The sequence below is a fragment of the Streptomyces sp. NPDC008001 genome (assembly GCF_042958085.1).
In the GTDB taxonomy this organism is placed as follows: Bacteria; Actinomycetota; Actinomycetes; order Streptomycetales; family Streptomycetaceae; genus Streptomyces.
The window spans coordinates 97,012-116,788 of record NZ_JBIBIZ010000003.1; the positions used below are offsets into that span (position 1 = coordinate 97,012).

Annotated in this window: 12 protein-coding genes; 1 reads left to right on the plus strand and 11 read right to left on the minus strand. The window is 75.7% G+C overall.

All coding sequences use genetic code 11. The features are described from left to right. Window positions 1-58 precede the first annotated feature (58 nt). From ACFZCD_RS08905 to ACFZCD_RS08915, 3 genes are read right to left on the minus strand one after another with little or no spacing between them, the layout of a single operon-like run. Window positions 59-646, minus strand: coding sequence for a hypothetical protein (locus ACFZCD_RS08905; RefSeq protein WP_391829112.1), 588 nt, complete (start codon window positions 644-646; stop codon window positions 59-61). After that, window positions 643-2,982 carry an MMPL family transporter gene (locus tag ACFZCD_RS08910; protein ID WP_391829113.1) on the minus strand — a complete coding sequence of 780 codons (2,340 nt, stop codon included), beginning with the start codon at window positions 2,980-2,982 and terminating at the stop codon, window positions 643-645. The genes ACFZCD_RS08905 and ACFZCD_RS08910 overlap by 4 nt, the downstream gene beginning before the upstream one ends. After that, complete coding sequence (locus tag ACFZCD_RS08915) at window positions 2,976-10,562, minus strand: SDR family NAD(P)-dependent oxidoreductase (RefSeq protein ID WP_391829114.1); 7,587 nt, start codon at window positions 10,560-10,562, stop codon at window positions 2,976-2,978. Before ACFZCD_RS08915 ends, ACFZCD_RS08910 begins: the two co-directional genes overlap by 7 nt. 203 nt (window positions 10,563-10,765) lie before the next feature. Here ACFZCD_RS08915 and ACFZCD_RS08920 point away from each other — a divergent pair, with 203 nt between their 5' ends. Further along, on the plus strand, window positions 10,766-11,161 hold the full coding sequence (locus ACFZCD_RS08920) for a rodlin (protein WP_391829115.1): 396 nt from the start codon (window positions 10,766-10,768) through the stop codon (window positions 11,159-11,161). 60 nt (window positions 11,162-11,221) lie between these two features. Here the strand turns inward: ACFZCD_RS08920 and ACFZCD_RS08925 are convergent, their stop codons facing one another. From ACFZCD_RS08925 to lanKC, 8 genes are all read right to left on the minus strand, one after another. Further along, window positions 11,222-11,596 (minus strand): hypothetical protein, encoded by a 375-nt coding sequence (locus ACFZCD_RS08925; RefSeq protein ID WP_391829116.1) that lies wholly within the window; start codon window positions 11,594-11,596, stop codon window positions 11,222-11,224. After that, on the minus strand, window positions 11,593-12,141 hold the full coding sequence (locus tag ACFZCD_RS08930) for a roadblock/LC7 domain-containing protein (protein ID WP_391829117.1): 549 nt from the start codon (window positions 12,139-12,141) through the stop codon (window positions 11,593-11,595). Before ACFZCD_RS08930 ends, ACFZCD_RS08925 begins: the two co-directional genes overlap by 4 nt. Before the next feature lie 150 nt (window positions 12,142-12,291). After that, on the minus strand, window positions 12,292-13,086 hold the full coding sequence (locus ACFZCD_RS08935) for a transcriptional regulator (protein WP_391829118.1): 795 nt from the start codon (window positions 13,084-13,086) through the stop codon (window positions 12,292-12,294). Continuing rightward, complete coding sequence (locus ACFZCD_RS08940; RefSeq protein WP_391829119.1) at window positions 13,083-13,466, minus strand: hypothetical protein; 384 nt, start codon at window positions 13,464-13,466, stop codon at window positions 13,083-13,085. Before ACFZCD_RS08940 ends, ACFZCD_RS08935 begins: the two co-directional genes overlap by 4 nt. Before the next feature lie 261 nt (window positions 13,467-13,727). Beyond that, window positions 13,728-15,338 (minus strand): M4 family metallopeptidase, encoded by a 1,611-nt coding sequence (locus tag ACFZCD_RS08945; protein ID WP_391829120.1) that lies wholly within the window; start codon window positions 15,336-15,338, stop codon window positions 13,728-13,730. Window positions 15,339-15,605: 267 nt separating this feature from the next. Beyond that, window positions 15,606-15,800, minus strand: a complete 195-nt coding sequence (iscX, locus tag ACFZCD_RS08950; protein WP_391829121.1) for a Fe-S cluster assembly protein IscX — start codon at window positions 15,798-15,800, stop codon at window positions 15,606-15,608. Then, window positions 15,787-17,079: an MFS transporter gene (locus ACFZCD_RS08955; protein ID WP_391829122.1), complete on the minus strand. Its 1,293-nt coding sequence runs from the start codon at window positions 17,077-17,079 to the stop codon at window positions 15,787-15,789. Before ACFZCD_RS08955 ends, iscX begins: the two co-directional genes overlap by 14 nt. After that, entirely contained in the window at window positions 17,076-19,703 is a 2,628-nt protein-coding gene (lanKC, locus tag ACFZCD_RS08960; RefSeq protein WP_391829123.1) for a class III lanthionine synthetase LanKC, read from the minus strand. The genes ACFZCD_RS08955 and lanKC overlap by 4 nt, the downstream gene beginning before the upstream one ends. Window positions 19,704-19,777: the final 74 nt, after the last annotated feature.

The following is a 19,777-nucleotide window of genomic DNA, read 5'->3' on the forward strand; positions in this document are numbered from 1 at the left end:
CTACCCCGGGTGCGCCCCCGGAGCTGCGAACTGCGCCGCAGCCCCGGGGAGATCACGGTCAGGCGAAGGAGACGCTCCCCGCGGCGTCGACCGCCGGCAGCCCGTGCGTGAGGCAGCGCTCGGACCCCGGAGCCGAGACGCGCCCCCTCGCCTGCTGGTGCATCAGCATGCCCGAGGTGACCGTTCCGGAGAGGAAGGCGCTGGACACCGCCGAGGAACCCGCCTGCGGAGTGAGGGTGAGCACCGACGTGCCCAGCGCGCGGCCCGAGCGCCCGGCGGCGCCGTACCAGACGATCCGGCCCGTACCGCGGGCGCCGGTCACGCGTGTGCAGCTCGCCAGGGCGTTGCCCTGGAGTTCGAGCACGCCGGAGGCGATGCGCGGCAGGCTGCCGTCCGGCGAGGAGCAGCCGTCCAGCAGGACGGTCCCGGCGGCGCGGACGGGGCGCGGCACGGCGCCGATCGGGGGAGTGAAGGTGAACGGCCGGCCCGGCACGGTCCGTACGGAGCACGTGAGGTGGCCCGTTGCCGCCCTGGCGGCGGCCTCCGGGGCCCGCCCGGTGGCGGCGGGCGCGCCGAGGGCAAGGAGGGCCGACACCGCAATCGTGGTGAGGCGGCGTGCGAGGGGGACGGTCCGGTCCGGGGTCATGGGAGCTCCTTGGGGCGTGAGGTACCGAGGAGGCGGGCATCGGCCGCCTCCGGGAGAGCGGGGAGGCCGGTCGTCGTTCCGGCCGTCCGCGAGCGCTGCCGGGGCAGGGACGGCAGCCACCAGTTGGCGCGCCCGGCCAGCCGCATCACGGCGGGCACCAGGAGCGGGCGGATCACCACCGTGTCCAGGACGACCGACAGGGCGGTGGTGACGGCGAGGAGCTTCATGAGGGCGACCTCGGCCGTGGCCAGGGCGAGCAGCACCACCAGGACGAGCGCGGCGGAGGCGGTGAACAGCGGCGCCGCCGCCTGGAGCCCGGCGGCCGTGGCGCGCACGGTGTCGCCGGTCCGGGCGTGGGCCTCGCCGATCCGGGCCAGCAGCAGGATCTCGTAGTCCAGGGAAAGCCCGAAGGCGAGGCAGAACGCGACGACGGGCACGACGATGCTGACCGTGCCGGTGGCCGTGAAGTCGCCCACCAGCCACTTGAGGTGGCCCTGCTGGAAGATGAACACCATGGCGCCGAACGTCGCGGTCAGGCTGAGCAGATTGACCGCGAGCGCCTTCAGCGGCAGGAACAGGCTCCGGGTGAACGCCAGGAGCAGCAGGAACGTGGCGGCGGCCATCGCGCCCAGCGTCCACGGCATCCGGCGAGCGAGGACGTCCCGGGCGTCCTGGAACTGCGCGGTGGGCCCGCCGAGCAGCACCGGCGCCGGTGCCCGCGCCGCCCGCAGCCGGCCGGCGAGCGCGGTGGACTCCGGGGCGTACGGGTCGGCCTCCCCGCTGACGGCCAGCCAGGTGCCGGCGGGCGAGGCGAAGTGCCGCAGGGCCGGGCAGCCGGGCAGCACACCCTGCGCGGTGGGCGCGTCGGCCGGGCAGGCGAGCGGGACGTCCTGGCCCTGGACGTACGAGCCGGTCGCCGTCCGCACCGCCAGCACGCCGGGCAGGGCCGACAGCCGCCGGGCGTACGCGTCCAGCTCCGCGACCCGGCCGCGGCCGTCGGGCCGCCACCCCGGCAGAACCACCTCGACGGGGTTGCGCAGCTGGGGGAAGCCGTCCCGCAGGGCCCGGGTCGCCCGCACCTCGGGCGCCTCCCGGGGCAGCACCCGGTCGTCGCTGAAGCCGAAGACCACCTGCCGGAAGGGGAGCGCGAGGACGAGCAGCGCCCCGGTGGTGACCGCCGTGACCAGCAGCGGGCGGCGCATCACGCGCAGGGCCAGCCGCCGCCACCCGTCGCGCGCCCGGCCCGGCGGCCGGCGCCACCGCGCGAACAGGTCCCCCCGGCCGACGGCACGGGGGAAGCAGGCGAGCGCCGCCGGGACGAGCAGCAGGGCGGCGACGGCCGCGAGCAGCACCACCGCCGCCCCGGCGAAGGCCATCGAGCGCAGGAAGTACAGCGGGAACAGCAGCAGCCCGAGCAGGCACAGCACCACGGCCGCCGCCGAGACGACCACGGTCCGCCCGGCCGTGCGGACCGCGCCCTCCAGGGCCTCCTCGGGCGGTTGCCCCGCGGCGATTCCCTCGCGGTAGCGCGCCACCAGGTAGAGGCTGTAGTCGACGGCGAGCGCGAGGCCCACGGCGGCCGTGATGTTCAGCGCGAATGTCGACACCTCGGTCACGGCGGTCAGGACGCGCAGCACGGCCAGGGTGCCGGCCACCGCGACCGCACCCACCGCGAGCGGCAGGCAGGCCGCGGCCACGCTCCCGAAGACGAAGAGCAGGAGCAGCAAGGTGGCGGGCACCGCGAGCAGTTCGGTCCGCAGCAGGTCGCGTTCGCTGTAGCGTTCCAGCGCGCGGTCGAGGACGGCGTGCCCGGTGGCCTGCACGCGCAGGGGACCCCGCGGCGCGGTGGCGAGCGGCAGCAGGCGTTCGACGGCCGCCCGCGCGGCCCGCCCGCCGCCCTCCAGGCGTACGGCCACGAGCGCCGTACGGGCGTCGTCCGAGCGCAGCGCGGCGTCGTCGACGCCGCTGTCACCGCCGCGCCCCGCCGGGCACGAGCCGCGGGTGACGGGGCCGGTCCAGTAGGAGTCCACGCCGGTCACCCCCGGCTCCCGGCAGAGCCGGCCGACGAGGGCGAGCCCCGCCGCGCGGGCGGCGGGCGCGTCCACCTGCTCCGGGGCGCGGGCCAGCAGGACGACGTCGGGCGCGCCCGCGTGGAACCGGCCGGACAGCAGGGCCTCGGCGCGGGCCGAGGGCGAGCCGGGCGCCGTCCAGCCGCCGCCCGCCAGCCGCGCCGCCACGCCGTGGCCGAGCAGCCCGCAGGCCACGGTGGCGAGCGCGGCCACGGCGAGGACCGCCCGGCGGTACCGCGTGCTGAAGCGGGCCAGGGCCGTCAGCACGGCGGTGCCTGCTCCGCCGGGTCCCCGGCGGGCCCGGGCTGCGCCGGGACCCCCGGGAGAGGCGCCGCGGCCCCGGCCGGCGGCGGCTGCGCGGCGGCGCCCGTGCCGAGGCCCAGCCGCAGGTGGACGATGCGCGCGATGTCGGCGGCCGTGCCGCCGCCGCGCATCAGCTCCATGGGCGGCACCTGGACGTCGAAGCGGCGGCGCAGCGTGGCGAGCAGCTCGGCGGCCATGAGCGAGTCCACGCCGTACTCCTCGATGCGCCGGCCCGGGTCGATCCGGGCGGGGTCGAGGTGGAGGATGCCGGCCAGGATCCGCACCAGCTGGCCGGTGAGCGTCCGCAGCGCGTTCTCGGGATCCATCGTCGTGAGGGACTGCACGATCTCCGCGTGCGTGCGGCCGGTCTCCTCGTCGGGTTCGGGGACGAGCCGGCGGTAGCGGGGCGCGGCGAGCGAGGGCAGGAAGGCGCGCAGGCGCGCCCAGTTGCAGCGGGCGACGCCGGCCACGTCCGTACCGTCGCCCAGCAGCACCCCGGCCGCGTCGAACGCCTCGCGCGGTGAGAGGGTCTCCAGGCCGCCGTGGGCCAGGGACGCGGCGAGGCCGTTGCGGGCCACGTAGCCGGTGCCGCCGAGGGCGCCCCAGCCGACGGCCAGCCCCGCTTCGCCGGCCGCGCGGCGCCGGCGGACGAGCGCTTCGAGGCAGAGGTTGCCCGCCGCGTACGGGGCCTGGGTGAGCTGCCCGACGCGCGCCGCGACGGACGAGAACATCCAGAACAGGTCCAGGTCCTCGCGGCCCCGGGTGAGCGCGTCGAGCACGGCCCCGCCGGCGGCCTTGGGGGCCAGGACGGCGCGGAACCGGTCGTCGGTGAGCTCCTCCAGCGGGGCGTCGTCGAGGTGCATCGCGCAGTGCACCACGCCGCGCAGCCGGTGCCCGCTCGCGTCGATCTCCTCCACGACCTTCCGCATGGACGGCAGGTCGGTGACGTCCGCGGCGTGGGGCACGGCCCGCGCCCCGTGCCGGGCGAGCTCCTCGAGCAGTTCCTCGCAGCCGGGGGTCTCCGCTCCCCGCCGGCCGACGAGGGCCAGGTGGCGCGCGCCGTGCCGGGCGAGCCAGAGCGCGGCCGCGGCTCCGTACCCGCCGAGGCCGCCGGTGACGAGGTACGTGCCGTCGGCGTCGAGGCGCGGTCCGCGGGCCCGGGGTTCGACGGGGACGGGCTCGTCGAGCGGGTCGAAGGCGACGACGACCTTGCCGACGTGCCGGGAGTGCTGCAGAAGCCGGAAGGCCTCCTCGACGCGGGCGGCAGGCACGAGCGTGTGCGGCAGCGGCCGGTACTCTCCCGCCCCGATCCGCTCCCCGACCTCGGCGAACAGCGCCGCCGCCCGGTCCGGGTCCGCCAGCAGGGCCAGGAGGTTGACGCCGAAGAAGGCGAGGTCGCGCTCGAACGGGCGCAGCAGCAGCCGGTTGTTCTCCAGGATGTCGCGCTTGCCGAGCTCGACGAAGCGGCCGCCGGGGCGCAGCAGTTCCAGGCTGCGCGGGACGGCCTCGCCCGCCAGGGAGTTCAGGACGACGTCCACTCCGCGCCCGCCGGTCAGCTCCCGCACCCGGGCGGCGAAGGCGAGGCTGCGCGAGTCCAGGACGTGCTCGACGCCCAGCGCGCGGAGCAGGTCGCGCTTGGCGGGGCTGCCGGCCGTGGCGATGACGTGCGCTCCGTGCAGGCGCGCGTACTGCAGGGCCGCGAGCCCCACGCCGCCCGCCCCGCCGTGCACGAGCACCGTCTCCCCTGCCGCGAGCCGGGCCTGCCACCCGAGGCCGTAGTGCACGGTCAGGAACACGGCGGGCAGGGTGGCCGCCTCGGCGAACCCCATGTCGCCGGGGATGCGGGCGACGGCGTCCGCGGCGGTGACCAGGTGCGAGGCGAGGCAGTCCGTGCCGCTGGCGAACACCCGGTCGCCCACGGCGAATCCGCTGACGCCCGGCCCGACGGCCGTGATCGTCCCCGCGCACTCCAGCCCGTAGCGCGCCTCGAAGCGTCCGCCGGCGGACTCCTCGCCGGCCAGGACGCCGGTGGCCAGGACCACGTCGTGGTAGTTGAGCGCGGCCGCCCGTACGGTGATCAGGACCTCGCCGGGGCCGGGCGCGGGCCGCTCCGTCTCCACCCACACCGGCCGGAACGACAGGCCCGGTTCGCGCACCTCCAGGGCGAAGGTGTCCGCGGCGGCCGCGGGCACGCGGGGGCGGGGGAACTCCTCGTCGCGCGGGACGAACCGGCCGCCGCCGCGCGTCAGGACGATCTCCGTCTCGTCCGACGGGGCGAGGAGCTCGCGGGCCAGCCGGTCGGCGTCGAGGGCCGTGTCCCCGGTGCGCGCGAGGGAGACCCGGCGCGTCGTCAGCGCCGGGTGCTCGTTGCCGAAGCACTGCGCCGCGCCCCACGTGGCGGCGTCGGCCAGGGCGGGCTCGGTCACATGGGGCTCCGGCAGCGCGCCGCAGGGCCGCGTCACCAGCCACAGGGAGATGCTCCCGGCGCCGGACCGCCGCCGTGCCGCCGCCGCCAGGGCCCGCAGCACCGCACTGCGCCGCGTCACGCGTTCCACGACGGTGTGCGGGTCGTCGGGCCCGGCGGGCGCCAGCACCAGGACGATCACCGTCTCCCGGGACAGCAACGGGGCCCACACGTCCGGGTCCTCACTCGCCACCGTGGCGTGCACCTCGAAGCCGTCGGCCGCCCGCAGGAGGCCCGCCGTCGCCCCCGCCAGCCCGTCTTCCTCCGGACCCTCCGCCGCCACGATCCAGGCGGTGCCGATGCCGGCGGCGGGCAGCGCCGGCCGCTCCGGCGGCGGGGCGTCGCGCACGGCCAGGAACACCGAGAAGTCGTCGCGGGCGGGCTCCGCGTCGTCACCGGTCCGCACCGTGCCGGTGAAACCGCAGCGGGCGAGGAGACCGGGCCACTCCTCCCGGCCGAGCAGCGGCGAGCGGGGCCGCAGCCCGGTGTCCGTACGGTCCCAGAAGCTCTCCGGCGCACCGAACAGCGGGAGCAGGAACAGCGGGTCGTGGGCCTCGGTCAGCAGCAGGTGCCCGCCCGGGGCCGTCAGCCACGCCACCCGGCGCACCGCCGCCTCCAGGTCCTTGCTCCCGTGCAGGGAGCCGGCCGCGACCACGAGGTCGAAGCCGCCCTCGGGCAGTCCCTGCGCGGCCGGGTCGGCGTCGAGGTCGAACACGGCGTAATCCACGAAGTCGTACGCGCCGAAGCGCTGCCGGGCCCGGGTGAAGGACGACGGCGACGCGTCCGTGAAGAGGTAGCGGGTGCGCTCGGGCGGCAGCAGGGGCAGCAGGGCCGCGGTCGCCCCGCCGGTGCCCGAACCGATCTCCAGCACGCGCAGCGGCCTGTCCGCCGGCAGGCCCGCCACCGCCTCGCGCACCAGCGCCTGCGCGACGCGGTGGTGGAAGCGCAGCACCGGCGCCACGTCGTACAGCTGCTCCAGCGACGACGTGGCGCCGTCCACGCCCAGCAGGTCCAGCGGATCGCGCGCGCCCCGCAGGACGTCGCCCAGGTGCAGGAACTGGCGGGCCAGCAGCATCAGTTCCGCCGTGAACGCCGGCTGCTCCCGCATCGCCTCGCGCAGCATCCCCACCGCGCACCGCGGCTCGCCCTCCGGGCGCCAGCGGCCGTCCGGGTCCTGGCGCACCAGCCCGTACTCCGCCATGGAGGCCAGCATGAGCTCGACGGCCTGCCGGTGCCGCGGCAGCATGCCGCCCGCCACCAGGTCACCCACCGTGAAGGAACCGCCCGCACCCTCCAGGAGGCCGCCGAGAGCGGCCGCGTAGGCATGGGCCGTGGCCTCGTGCGTGCGGGCGGCGAAGCGCGGATAGCCGGTCGTGCGCCAGTCCCGGCGCAGCGCGAGGATGCGGTTCGCGGCCCGCTCGGCGATCTCCCGCGGGGCCGCCACGGGCCAGGAACCCGGCGGGCCCACGGTCGACGGCGCGGCCCGCAGCACCGTCCGCTGCCGGGTCACGGGCGTCTTGCGGACGCCGGTCAGCCGCCGCAGCCGGCAGCCCCGCAGCTCCACCGCGACCGTGCCGTCCTCGTCGGTGACCGCGATGTCCCAGCACACCTCCGTCGCCGTCCGGCCGCGCTCGCGCACGTGCACCATGCCCGTGGCCGCCGGAGCGCGCCAGACGCGGACCGCGTCCATCGCCGTCGGCAAGTACGTGTGCCCGGCGAGGATCTCGTCGTCCAGCAGCGGTGCTCCCGTCTGCACCGCCCCGTCCAGCAGGGCCGGGCTGATCTCGCAGCCCTCCAGGGGGCCCGGGTCGCCGTAGGCCGCGACGACCTCCCCCTCGCCCGCCCACAGGCCGGTCAGCACCTGGAAGCACGGGCCGTAGCCGAGCCCGGCCTCGCCCACCCGCCGGTAGTGCTCCTCCCCGCTGACATGGCGGCCGCAGCGGGCGCGCGCGGCGGCCAGGTCGACCGGCTCCGGAGGCCGGCCCCAGCGGGCACGCACGCGCCCGCGCGCGTGCCGGCTCTGGCCCGTGGTCTGGTCGTCCGTGCTGCTGATCAGCACCACCCCGTCCTCGGGGTCGAACGACGCCTGCGTGTGCACCCGGCCCGGTTCGTTCCACGGCACGAACAGCGGGCGGACGAACTCCAGATGGTCGGCCTCCACCGCGGTGTCCAGCACCCGGCGGCCCGCCGCCAGCGCCATCTCCACGTAGGCGGTCGCGGGCATGACGACGGACCCGCCGAGCCGGTGGTCGGCGACCCACGGCAGCCGCGCCGGCTCGACGGCGCCGTGCCACACCGGAAGCGGTGCCGGCATGCGCTCGCCCAGCAGCGGATGTTCCGTACGGCCGTCCCCGCTGCTGCGCACCCACGACTCCGGGCCGCCGCTCCAGTGCCGTTCGCGCTGCCAGGGATAGGCCGGCAGCGACGCCACCCGGCCGGGCCGCGGGAAGCACGCGCTCCAGTCGGCCTCCGCGCCGGCCGCGAGCAGGCCCGCCACCGCGGTGCGCAGCGCGCGCGCCCCGTCGTCGCCCTTGCGCAGCGTACGGGCCACCGTCCGGGGCCCCGGAGCCTCGTGGGCGGCGGTGATACGGCGCAGGTAGCTCTGCAGGACCGGCTGCGGGCCGATCTCCAGGAGGATGTCGGCGCCCTGCGCGAGGGCCCCCTCGACGGCGCCGGAGAACAGCACCGGCTCGCGGACGTTGCGCCACCAGTACTCCGCGTCCAGCTCGGGCCCTTCCAGCGGGCCGCCCGTGACGGTGGAGAGCAGCGGTACGCGCGCGGGGCCGGGGCGAAGGCCCGCGAGGGCCTCGTGCAGCGGGGCGCGCAGAGGGTCCATGGCGGCGCTGTGGAACGCGTGGTCCAGGTCGAGTTCGGCGCAGACCACGCCCCGCCCGGCCAGGTCGCCCAGCAGCCGGTACAGCTGTTTCTGCGGGCCCGCGACGGTCACGTCCCGGGGGGAGTTGACCCCCGCCACCTCCAGCCCCGGATACCCGGCCAGCAGCTCCTCGGCCCGCTCCCGGGACATGCCCACGGCCGCCATCCGCCCGCAGCCGGCCAGCGGCGCCTGCGCCCGGCTGCGTTCGGCGATCACCCACGCCGCCTGCTCCAGGTCCAGCGCCCCCGACGCGTGGGCGGCCGCGACCTCGCCGACGCTGTGGCCCAGCACGGCCGACGGCGCGATGCCGTGGGCGCGGAGCACGGCCACCACGCCGGTCTGCAGCGCGAACAGCAGCGGCTGGGCCACTTCCGTGGCCCTCATGCGCTCGGGCGACGCCTCCTTGAGCTCCTTGACCACGGACCGGCCCAGGCGCGGGGCCAGCGCCGCGTCCACGGCCTCCACCGCCGACCGGAAGACGGGGTCGGCCGCCAGCAAGTCGGCTCCCATGCCCGCCCACTGGGCGCCGTTGCCGCAGAACGCGAACGCGATCCGGCCCCGCCGGACGGCCTCGCCGGTGACGGCTTCCACGGCCGGGGCCGCCGCCGGCGGCTGCGGGGGGAGCGGGGCGCGCGGGGCGAGCCGCGCCAGCGCCTGCGCGGCCTCCCGCGGGCCGTCGGCCAGCACCGCCGCACGGAACGGGTGCTTGCCGCGGCGGGCGCAACTGGTGTGCGCGAGGTCGTAGAAGTCGCCCGGCCGGGCCCGGCCCAGCTGCTCGGCGGCGCGCGCCGCCGCCTGCGCCAGCGCCTCGGGCGTCCGGGCGGACACCACGAACGGAAGCGTCCGCCGCCCGCCCGTCCCCCGGGCACGCGGCGGCGGCTGCGGGGCGGCCGCGATCACGGCGTGGGCGTTCGCGCCCCCGAAACCGAACGAGTTGACGCCGACGACCGGCCGTCCGGCGTCACCCTCGACCGGCCGGGCCTCCGTGGCCGGGGCCAGCCCCAGGCCCGCGAAGTCGATCCCCGGATTGAGTGGCAGGGCGTGCAGCGAGGCCGGGATCCTGCGGTGCTGCAGCACCAGGAGCGCCTTGAGCAGCCCGGCCATCCCCGAAGCCGGTTCCAGGTGGCCCAGGTTGGACTTGACGGAACCCACCGGCAGCGGCCCCCGCAGGCGCCGCGTCCCCAGCGCCCGGCCGATGGCCTCGCACTCGGCCGGATCCCCGGCGGAGGTCCCGGTCCCGTGCGCCTCCAGGTAGACCACCTCGTCGGGGTCCACGCCCGCCTGCGCGTACACCGTCGTCAACAGCTCTTCCTGCGCCCGCGGGTTCGGCAGCGCCAGCCCCGCCGTCCGGCCGTCGCTGTTGGCGGCCGTCGCCAGGATCACCCCGTGGACCCGGTCGCCGTCGGCCAGGGCGTCCCGCAGCAGCTTGAGGACCACGACACCGCCGCCCTCCGCCCGCACGTAGCCGTCGGCCGCGGCCGAGAACGCCGCGCACCTCCCGTTCGGCGAGAGCATCGACGCCTGCGAGAACCCCACGTACGGGTAAGGGCTCAGCAGCACGTTGACGCCGGCGGACACCGCCGTGCGGCTGGTGCCCTCGCGCAGGGTGCGGCAGGCCCGGTCCAGCGCCACGAGCGCCGACGAGCACGCGGTGTCGACGGCCATGCTGGGGCCGCGCAGGTCGAAGGCGTACGAGATCCGGTTCGCGGCGATCGACGCCGCGCCGCCCGTCATGGTGTAGGCGTCGACGCCCTCGATCCGCAGCATCTGCCGGGCGGCGTAGGACGTGTCGGAGATCCCCACGTACACGGCGGTGTCCGAGCCGGCCAGCGACGCCGGGTCGATCGCGGCGTCGTCGAAGGCCTCGGTGGCAAGCTCCAGCAGCAGCCGCTGCTGGGGGTCCATCTGCGCGGCTTCCCTGGGCGAGATGCCGAAGTAGCCCGCGTCGAAGCCCGCGATGTCGTCCAGGAAACCGCCCGCCGCCGTGTAGCTCTTGCCGGGGCGCGGCGCCGACGCGTCCACGAAGCGGGCCGTCTCGAACCGGTCCTCCGGCACCCGGGTGATCAGGTCCCGCCCCTGCTCCAGGGCCTCCCACAGCGCCGCCGGATCACTGATGCCGCCGGGCAGCCGGCAGGCCACCCCCACGACGGCCACGGCCCGGTCGTCCTCCGCTGAACCCTCTGAGCCCTCCGGTTGCACGCGCACGACCTTTCCTGGCGGCCCGGGCCCGGCAGACGAGCCCGCACGGTTGATGACGCACCGCATCTTGTCGACTACGCATTGTGAAGGCAAGCGGCCCGGCGCCTGAGGGAGGTCGAATGGGTGACAACACGGAACATTTACGACATGGGGGAGTTGTTCAGTGCGCGTCCCCACGGGGAACCGCGGACCGAGCGAAAGGCGCTGACGTGCTCAAGAAGGTGATGGCCGCAACGGCCTTGACGGCCTCGGCGGTCGGCGTGTTCGCCGGCCCTGCGGCGGCCATCGGCGACAGCCGGGACGTCGCCAACGCCAACGGCGCGCGGACCGGCGTCGGCGGGACGCTCACCGGCGGTCACGGCAGCCCGCAGCTGAGCGCGGTCCAGGGCACGCTCAACGACCTCTGCATCGGCGTCGGCAAGCTCGGCGTGCAGTCCCTGCTCCTGCTGATCAACATCGGCGTGCAGGACGTGCCGGTCCTCACCTCGCAGGAACAGCAGCAGTGCACCAGCGGATCGGTGACCGGCAACGGCAACAACCCGCTGTCGCACCTCGCGGACCGCATCTCGCTCCTGGACCACAACGGAAGCGGCAACCGCCGTTAGCCGGAGGCCGGGAGCCGGGAGCCGGGGCGCTCCCGGACCCGGCACCCCGGCGCCGGGGCGTCAGACCTCCAGCTCCGCCTCTATCCGCTTCAGCTGGTGGCGCGCCATCGCGAGGTTGGCGCGCCGCGCGTCCAGCACCAGGTACAGGAAGAGGCCGTTGCCGCCGCGGCCGGTCAGCAGCCGGATCAGGTGGTACTGCGAGCCGAGGGTGATCAGGATGTCCTCGATGGCGTCCTGGATGTTGAGCATCTCCATCGTCCGCAGCTTCGCCCGGACCACGTCCGTGTTGCCCGCGGCGGCCACGTTGAGGTCGAGCGACTGGGACCCGCCGAGCGTGCCCAGCGCCATGCCGCTGCCGTAGTCGACGAGCGCCACGCCGAGGGCTCCCTCGATCGAGCTCATCGCGTCCTTGAGGGCCGTTTCGGTGTTCGTCATGAGTCGGTTCCGCTCTGGTTGTCGGGACGGGACTTCGCGGGCCGGGAGGTGCCGGGCCGCGACGGAAGGGAAGGCAGGGAAGGCGGGGAGGGCAGGGAAGGCGGCGCCGGGGGCGCCGGGGCCAGCGGGGAGCGGGCGGGCGGGGGCGGCGCGGGTGCCCGCTCCCGGCGCTCCAGGGCCCCGCCGGTCAGCGGGGCGATCCGGGCCCCGGCCCGCCGGGCCTCCAGGTTCAGCCGGCCGACGTTGGCGTCGGCCGTGGCCAGCAGCGTCAGCACGGAGGAGGGACCGGCCGCGTACGTCGCCACGTACCCGTGGTCGCCGCTGACGAGCAGTTCGCGGAAGCCGCCGTGCCCCACGGCGTCCGCCAGTCGCGCGCCCACGCCGAGCGCCGCCGCGGTCAGCGCGGCCACGCCGTCCGGCTCCATGCCGGTGACCAGGTGCGCGATCACCAGCCCGTCCGTGCTGGCCACCATCGCCCCGGTCAGGTGCGGAACCCGGGCCCGTAACCCCTGGAGCTCGGCGAGCACCTCGGGTGCGGCGGTCATCGGCTGTCTCCTTCCGGCGAACGGTCTGAAAGCGCGCCTCATCATGGGACCGGCAGGGGGTGGCCGGCGTACGGGACGGTCGTGCGGGGCGTTGCTGTCGGAGGGGCCGTGCGGGCCGTACAGAACGTCACAGGGCCTCCAGGCGGAGCGTCACAGGGCCTCCAGGGCGTCGCGGATCCGGTACAGCAGGGAGAGTTCCGGAGCCGCGGGAGGCGGTGGCTCCGGAGCGGGCGGGGCGTCGGCGCAGGGCGTGCGGACCAGGCCGGCCGCCGCCAGCCGGCGCACGTCGAGGAGGGTGGCGAAGGCCGGGCGCCCCAGGGCCCGCGCGATCTGCACGGGGGTGCGGACGCCGTCGGCGGCCGCGAGCACCGCCTGCCGCCCGCTCGCCGGGGCCGGGCCTCCGTGGCCGGCGCCCGCGGTGGGCACGACCGGCGCGGCGTCCACCTCCGGCCGCGGCCAGGCCCGTTCCAGCAGCCGCCGCCTGCGGGCGACTTCCCGCCGGAGCAGCGCCACGGCGACGGGGCGGATGGGCCCGAGCCAGTGCCGGGCCTCCCCGAGGAAGCGGTCGGGGGCGCGCTGCGCCGGGTCGAGCGGGGTGAGGACGAAGTAGGCGGCGTCGAAGAGCGCGCTGAGGTGGCACAGTTCCAGCTCGCCGCGGCTCAGCCGGCCGCGCTCCACGAGGAGGCTGCCCGCCCGGTAGCCGGGCCCGCCCTCCGCGACCGCCTCCTCCCACGCCTGCGGCGACAGCCGCCCTCCGGCGGTCAGCCGCCGGCCCAGGTCGGGCACCGACGGGCTCTCGGCGTGCACCACCGCCCCGTCGGCGAGGTAGAGCGCGCCGACGCAGCTGTGCAGGGCGCCCGTGGCCCGCTCGGCGGCGAGCCGGTCCAGGAGGTCCCCGGCGGTGGCGCCGGGGGCTTCCGGCCGGCTTAAGCCGGGGGCCTTCATGCCAGGACCAGCCTGTCGGTCAGGCTCTTGATCCGGAACAGGGCGACGGCGAGGTTCGCCTCGGCGCGGTCCAGCCACAGGTAGAGGAAGACGCTGCTGTCGAAATCCGTCTCCACGAAACGGACGAGGTGGTAGCTGCCGCGCGCGGTGACGATCAGGTCCTCGACGGGGCCCGTGCGCGCCGTCGCCCCGGTGAACGCGCTGTTCTCGAAGGCGAGCCGGGCCAGCTCCGCGGTGTCGGCGGCCGCGCTCTCGTGGTCGCGTCCGGGACCCTCGCCCACCTCGCCCAGCGCGAGCCCGCTCGTCCAGTCCACGAGGCTCGCGCCCCGCGCGCCCGGAATGGTCATGGCCTCGGCCAGGCACCCGTCGATACCGGTCACACGATCCTCTCCAGCCCCCCGTGCCCGATTACCAGCGGCGTGTCCGCTGCGACGGAAGGTATTCGATGACAGCGCCGGGAGGGGAGAGTTTTGGCATTTTCTCTCGGCACATGTAGGGGCCGGTGTATGGCCGGATCCGGAGGGTCCGCGGCACGGCGAGGGGCCCGCCCCCTGTGGAGGTGGGGGCGGGCCCGGAGGAGCGGTGACCATGGAGCGGCGAGCGGGAAAGGCGGTGCGAGGAGCGGGGAAGAGAAGAGGGGCCTACTTGACGTTGACCGCGCTCCAGGCCGCACCGACGGTCTTGTACTCGGTGCTGCCGGTGCCGTACAGGGCGCCCGCGGCCGACAGCGTCGCGGTGCGCGCGGCCTTGTAGTTGGTGCTGGACGTCATGTACGTGGAGAGGGCCTTGTACCAGATCTTGGTGGCCTTGTCCCGGCCGATTCCGGTGACCTTGGAGCCGTCGGCCGTCGGGCTGTCGTACTGCACGCCGTTGATCTTCTTCGCGCCGCTGCCCTCGGAGAGCAGGTAGAAGAAGTGGTTGGCGACGCCGGAGGAGTAGTGGACGTCCTTGCCGCCCACGCCGCTGGACCAGTTGTCGGCGGAGTTGCCGTCCTTCGACGGCTTGTCCATGTAGCGCAGCGGCTTGCCGTTGCCGAAGATGTCGATCTTCTCGCCGATGAGGTAGTCGCCGACGTCGGAGGAGTTGTTGGCGTAGAACTCCACGGCGGTGCCGAAGATGTCGGAGGTCGCCTCGTTGAGGCCGCCCGACTCGCCGCTGTAGATCAGCTTTGCGGTCGCGGCGGTGACGCCGTGGCTCATCTCGTGGCCCGCGACGTCGATGGCCGTGAGCGGCTTCTTGTTGCCCGTCCCGTCACCGTAGGTCATGCAGAAGCACGAGTCGTTCCAGAACGCGTTGACGTAGCCGTTGCCGTAGTGGGCGCGGGAGTAGGCGCCCTTGCCGTCGTTGCGGATGCCGTTGCGGCCGAGGACGTTCTTGTAGAAGTCCCAGGTGACGGCCGCGCCGTAGTGCGCGTCGACGCCCGCGGTCTGGCGGCCGCCGCCCCAGGTGTCGGTCGCGTTGGTGTAGAGCGTGCCCGTGCCCGAGGAGCCCTGGTTGAGGTCGTAGGTCTTGTGGCCGCCGCGCGCACCGTCGTTGAGCTGGTAGCTGCTGCCGCTCTTGGTCGTGGTGAGCGGCACGGTGCCGCTGTACTGGCTGGTGCCGGTGCCCGTCTCGACCGCCTCGTGGCGGAAGAGCTCGGACCCCGTCGCCGCGTCGGTGATGACGTGCAGTTCGCTGGGGGTGCCGTCGGGCTGTACGCCTTCGACCACGGTCTCGTACGCGAGGACCGGTGTGCCGGAGGCGGCCCAGACGACCTTGCGCGGGGTGCCGGCGGAGGGCTTCGCCGTGTGGGCCGACGAGGCGGCCGACAGTGCGGCCTTCGCCGCGGCGGAGGCGGGCTGCCGGGCGTCGGTCGAGGCCAGGGCAAGCTTCGCCTCGGTCGCCTTGGTGACGGTGGTCCGGCCGGCCGTGTCCTGGTGGACGACGAGGTCGCCGCCGAGGACCGGGAGGCCGTCGTAGGTGCGCTCGTAGCGGGTGTGCACGGTGCCGTCCGCGTCCTTGACGACGTCCCGGACCACCAGCTTCTCCCTGGCGCCCAGGCCGATCTTCCCGGCGGTGGCGGTCGCGTGTTCCTGGGCGCCGCGCATCTCGGAGGCGCGCTGGTCCGGGCTCAGCTGGACCGCCATGGCGCCGGGGCCGCGCTCGGCCTGGGCGCCTGCCACGCCGGTCTGGACGGCGACGGCGCACAGGGCGGCGGAGGCGAGGACGGCGGTGGTGCGGAGGGTGCGGCTGCGGGGGGTTATGGGTCTCAACTCTGTCTCCTTGCAGGGGCGCCGGGCCGCGGCCCGGCGAGGGATCGGACATCCCAGGGCGGACTGCCCGTTGATGCAGGAGTGAATCGAGAGGATGGTGCCAGCTTCCCCCGTAAGTTGACAGGTGCGCGACAAGGATCTGGCGCGGAGTTTTCCGACGATGTCCGGTTCGATGCTGTCGATGCGGCCGGGGCCCGGGGTAAAGGCGTCACCGGCCGCCCGCCGGGCGGCCGGTGACGGCAGGCGGGCGGCGAGCGGTGAACCGGGTCACTCCGTTCTGTCGCACCAGGCCAGTTGTATGGACTCCAGAATGCGTACGTTGTAGCGGGCCGGGTCGTCGCTGAAGCCTTCCAGCCCGGTCACCAGGTCACGGACCTCGGGGAATTCGACGGCGAGCGGCTTGCGGTCCGGGTGCTGCGCGGCGAGTCGCGCCGCGATCTGCTGGATGTCAGTCCATTGCATGGGCCCGAGTGTGTCCTACACCGTTCGAACGGTCCAGAGAGTCGGCGGAGGCGAACGCGGCCTCGTGCGGCGCGAGGAAAGCGAGGAGCGCAAGGACCCCGCCGAAGCACAAGAACAGCGTCCAGCCGGGCAGTTCGTCCAGGAAGAGGCCGGTCAGCGACGAGCCCAGCGGGGGAGTGGCCATGAACAGCAGCCCGATCGCGCTGTTCACCCTGCCCTGCAGACCGGCCGGCGTCCGCAGCAGCCGGGCGACCGTCAGCACCGAACCGGCGACGGCCACGGCGAGCGCGCACCCCGCCAGCAGCACGGCCAGCACCAGCGCACTCGCCGCGAAGGCCATCGCGCCCACGAGCAGCGCGCACAGCACCCCGGTCGTCAGCAACACCCTGGAAGGGGGCAGCGCCCGGCCTACCCGTGGCGCGAGGAGCACCCCGGCCATCGCCCCCGCCGCGGAGAGCGCGGTGAGCATCCCGACCGCGCCCCCCGACGCCCCCTCGCGGGCACTGGTCACCACGATCGCCAGGTACACCCCGTCGAAGACGAAGTTCTGCGCCGAGGCGATCAGGGTCAGCCGGCGCAGCACCCGCTCGCCCCACAGGAAGCCGATGCCCGTGGTGAACGACCGCCACCAGCCCTCGTGTCCGGCCGCCGCCTCCCGACCGGGCGGCCCGGTGTGCGTACGGAGCGCGCGGACACACCCGGCGGAGACCGCGTAGGACGCGCTGTCCAGCCAGAACGGCCAGCTCGGTGCCGCCTCGAAGAGCATGCCCCCCGCGACCGGCCCCAGCAGGAAGGCGAGCTGCCCCCGCACCTGGTTGACGGCCAGCGCGGTGGCCAGCCTGCTCTCCGGCACGACCTCCCGGACCGCCGGCAGCACCGCCGCGTTGAACGGCGCCGTGAGGAAGCCCAGCACGACGCCCGCGGCCAGCAGCACCGGCAGCGGGGAGAAGCCCGTGAGGACGGCGGCCGCCAGAGCCGCGCTCGCCACCGCCCGGCCGGTTTCGCAGACCAGCAGGACCGTGCGGCGGTCGAAGCGGTCGGCGACCGGTCCGGCCGGCAGGCACGCCAGCGCCAGCGCGCCCGTCCACACCGCCTCCACCAGCCCCACGCGCAGCGGCGAGTGCGTGACCTGCAGGACCAGCAGGGGCAGCGCGACGGCCGAGGCGCCGGACCCCAGCATGGAGAGCCCCTGGCCCGCGCACAGGAGCTGGAAGTCCCGGTTCCGGCGGAGGCTGCCGGGCGGCGGGCCGGTCCGCGGCCCGGGACACCTGAGTCTCACGGCCGCGCCCGCGGCAGCCGTACGCCGGACGAATACGAGGCCGAGGGCGCGGGCGAGGGCTCCGGCGACGGCGGCGGGGCGAGCAGGGGCAGCGGGGCGTGCGGCATCCGGGCCGGGCCGCCGGCCAGCGCCGTGTGCACCGCCAGCAGGACGCCCGCGGTGCCGGTGGCGAGGTCCATGGACAGCCGCAGCAGCCCGTCCATCGCGAAGGCCCGCCGGCCCTTGAACCGCACGCAGTGGAGGCCCAGGCTCCGCAGGTGTGCAGCCAGTGCGGGGCCTGGGCCGGCCAGGTGGGCGAGGGCGTACAGCAGCCCCGCCTGTCCGTCCAGGAGACCGGGGGAGAGCAGCAGTTCGGTGCCGAGGCCGTCGCGCATCCGGTCGCGCAGCAGCGCGAAGTGCACGTCCTCGTGATGGCGGACGTACGTGTCGAGGGCGAGGGCGATGCCCGCACTCCCGCGGTCCAGTGTCGGCAGCAGGCGCTCCCCCTCCTTGACGTGGACCTCGCCGGTCGGGGATGCCGCGCAGCGCCCGAGGTCCCTGGCCAGCGCGGTCTCCGCGTGCCGCAGCCAGGACGCCTCTCCCGTCGTCGCGTACAGCCGCGTGAAGAGCAGTGCCGGTCCCGACCAGCCGTGCGTGAGCCCCACGGCGTCCGCCTTGCCCGCGAGGGGTTTCCCGCCCGCGAGCGCCTGCGCCAGCCGGGCGCCGAGCCGGGCCGCCGCCTCCGCCTCGCCGAAGTGCAGCCGGGCCAGGCCGATGCCCGCCAGGCCGCCGAACAGGCCCGCGCCGCAGCCCCGCAGGCCGGTGCCGTCCAGCCGCGCGAGCACCTCCCGCGCCGCCTCGGGCCGCCCCAGTTCGTCCAGGACGTACGCGACGCCCGCGAGCCCGTCGTACAGGCCGGGCCGGGGCCAGCGCGTCCGCTCGGCGGCCCGCACCAGCCACTCGACGTGGTCGCCGAACGCCGCGTAGTCCGTGTGCCCCGTCACGTGCAGGGCGTGCAGCACCCCTGCCGCACCGAACGCCAGGGACGCGCCCTGGTTGTCGAACTGCCGCACGTCCCCGGGGAACAGCCGGTCCTGCCGCTCCGGCGTCGCACTGAGCAGGATCGCCTCGCGCAGGGAGTCCAGCGCGGCCCGCCCGCCGGCCGTGCACTCCTCCGGCCAGCGGGAGCCGTCCGGCGGGTCGTCGTCGGTGGCCGCGGCGGCCCCGGCGGGCGGCGCGAGGTCCGCGCGCAGGCGTGCGGCGTAACCGGGCGGCAGCGGGAACCGCCGCTCCGCCCACCCCGCCAGCTGCGCGTACTTCTCCGCGTCGAAGCGCAGGAGCGGCGTCAGAGGGCAGAACAGCGCGAGGGCCAGGGCGGCGAGGCCGTACGTGTCGACGGCGGTGCCCGACCGGGCCCACGAGGCGGTGAACCCCGGCGTGCCCAGGGCGGGCCGGGCGTCCTCGTCCGCCGGGGACGCCGTCTCGAAGGCCGTCTCGAAGTCGACCAGGCAGACGCTGCCGTCGGGGCGCACGATGACGTTGCCGGGCTGCAGGTCCCCGAAGACGATGCCCCGCCCGTGCAGTTCGGCCACCGCCTTCTCGATCCGCCCGAGGACGTCGCAGGCCCATTGCGTGTACGCGGCGACCTCGTCCTCGCCGGAGCCGTGCCGGAAGAGGGGGTGGCGCCGCCCGACCGCTTCCTGGAGGGTCTCGCCCTCGACCAGCTCCTCCACGAGGAAGTGGTGCTCCCAGTGGCGCGTCCGCGCGTACACCCGGGGCACGCAGCCGAGGCCGGCCAGCCGCCGGAGCACCGCGTGCTCGCGGTCCAGGCGGGCGACGGCGTCCGTGCCGCTGTCGTCGAGACCGGCGTGGGGGCGGGCCTCGCGGAGCACCACGCGCCGCCCGGAACCCTTCTCCACGGCGCGGTACACCCCGCCGCCGTTCGAGAAGTGCAGTGCCTTCTCGACCCGGTAGGGGAAGCCCCCGGGGGTGCCGGCCTTCCTCGCCTCCTGCATTCGGGCCGCGAGGAAGGCCGGCACCTCCACCCACGGCGGCACCCGGAAGGACGTGCCCCGCACGTCGGGCACGAGCCCGCCCCCGGGCCCCTCCATCGCCGGCACGTACTCGCCCTCGGGCGAGAAGCAGTAGGCCAGGCGGAAGCCGCCGTAGCGCACGTACAGCGGCCCGTCGCCCCAGCGCAGGTCGCTCAGGACGTACGGGCCCTCCACCCCGCGCAGCAGCGCCGCGAGGTCCGTCAGCGTCCGCTCCAGCTCCTGCGTGTCAGCCGGGTAGACGGTGACCAGCTTGCCGCCCGCCGTGCGCGGGCCCTGCTTGCTGTCGACCTGCCGGTGGACGGCGGGGCTGCGCAGGAACTTGAAGCAGATGCCGCGCTCCGTGCAGTAGTCCCAGACCGTGTCGATCACGTGCTCCGCCCGGGCGGCCGTGGCGGAGGCGTGGATCTTCCAGCCCTGCCGGGGAAGCCGGGCCTCCGGGCGGTGCACGTTGACCCAGCCGCCGCGCTCGGCGCGCAGCCACCCCGGGGGCGGCGGAGCGTCCGCACGCGCGAAGCGCTCCGCCGCGTCGTCGATGCGGTCGAGCGTCTCCACGAAGCGGGGATCCGCGACGAGATGACCCTGAGCGAGCATGTGACCTTCCCTCCCGGATTCCTGCGGGGCGTGCGGGGCATGGTGCCCGGCTGTGTTCCCGGCCTGCCGGCCGC

Bases quoted from the DNA above. Each gene is read 5' to 3' on its own strand.
- ACFZCD_RS08905 (WP_391829112.1), bottom strand. From the start codon at position 646: ATGACCCCGGACCGGACCGTCCCCCTCGCACGCCGCCTCACCACGATT.
- iscX (WP_391829121.1), bottom strand. From the start codon at position 15,800: ATGCAATGGACTGACATCCAGCAGATCGCGGCGCGACTCGCCGCGCAG.
- lanKC (WP_391829123.1), bottom strand. From the start codon at position 19,703: ATGCTCGCTCAGGGTCATCTCGTCGCGGATCCCCGCTTCGTGGAGACG.
- ACFZCD_RS08925 (WP_391829116.1), bottom strand. From the start codon at position 11,596: ATGACGAACACCGAAACGGCCCTCAAGGACGCGATGAGCTCGATCGAG.
- ACFZCD_RS08935 (WP_391829118.1), bottom strand. From the start codon at position 13,086: ATGAAGGCCCCCGGCTTAAGCCGGCCGGAAGCCCCCGGCGCCACCGCC.
- ACFZCD_RS08930 (WP_391829117.1), bottom strand. From the start codon at position 12,141: ATGACCGCCGCACCCGAGGTGCTCGCCGAGCTCCAGGGGTTACGGGCC.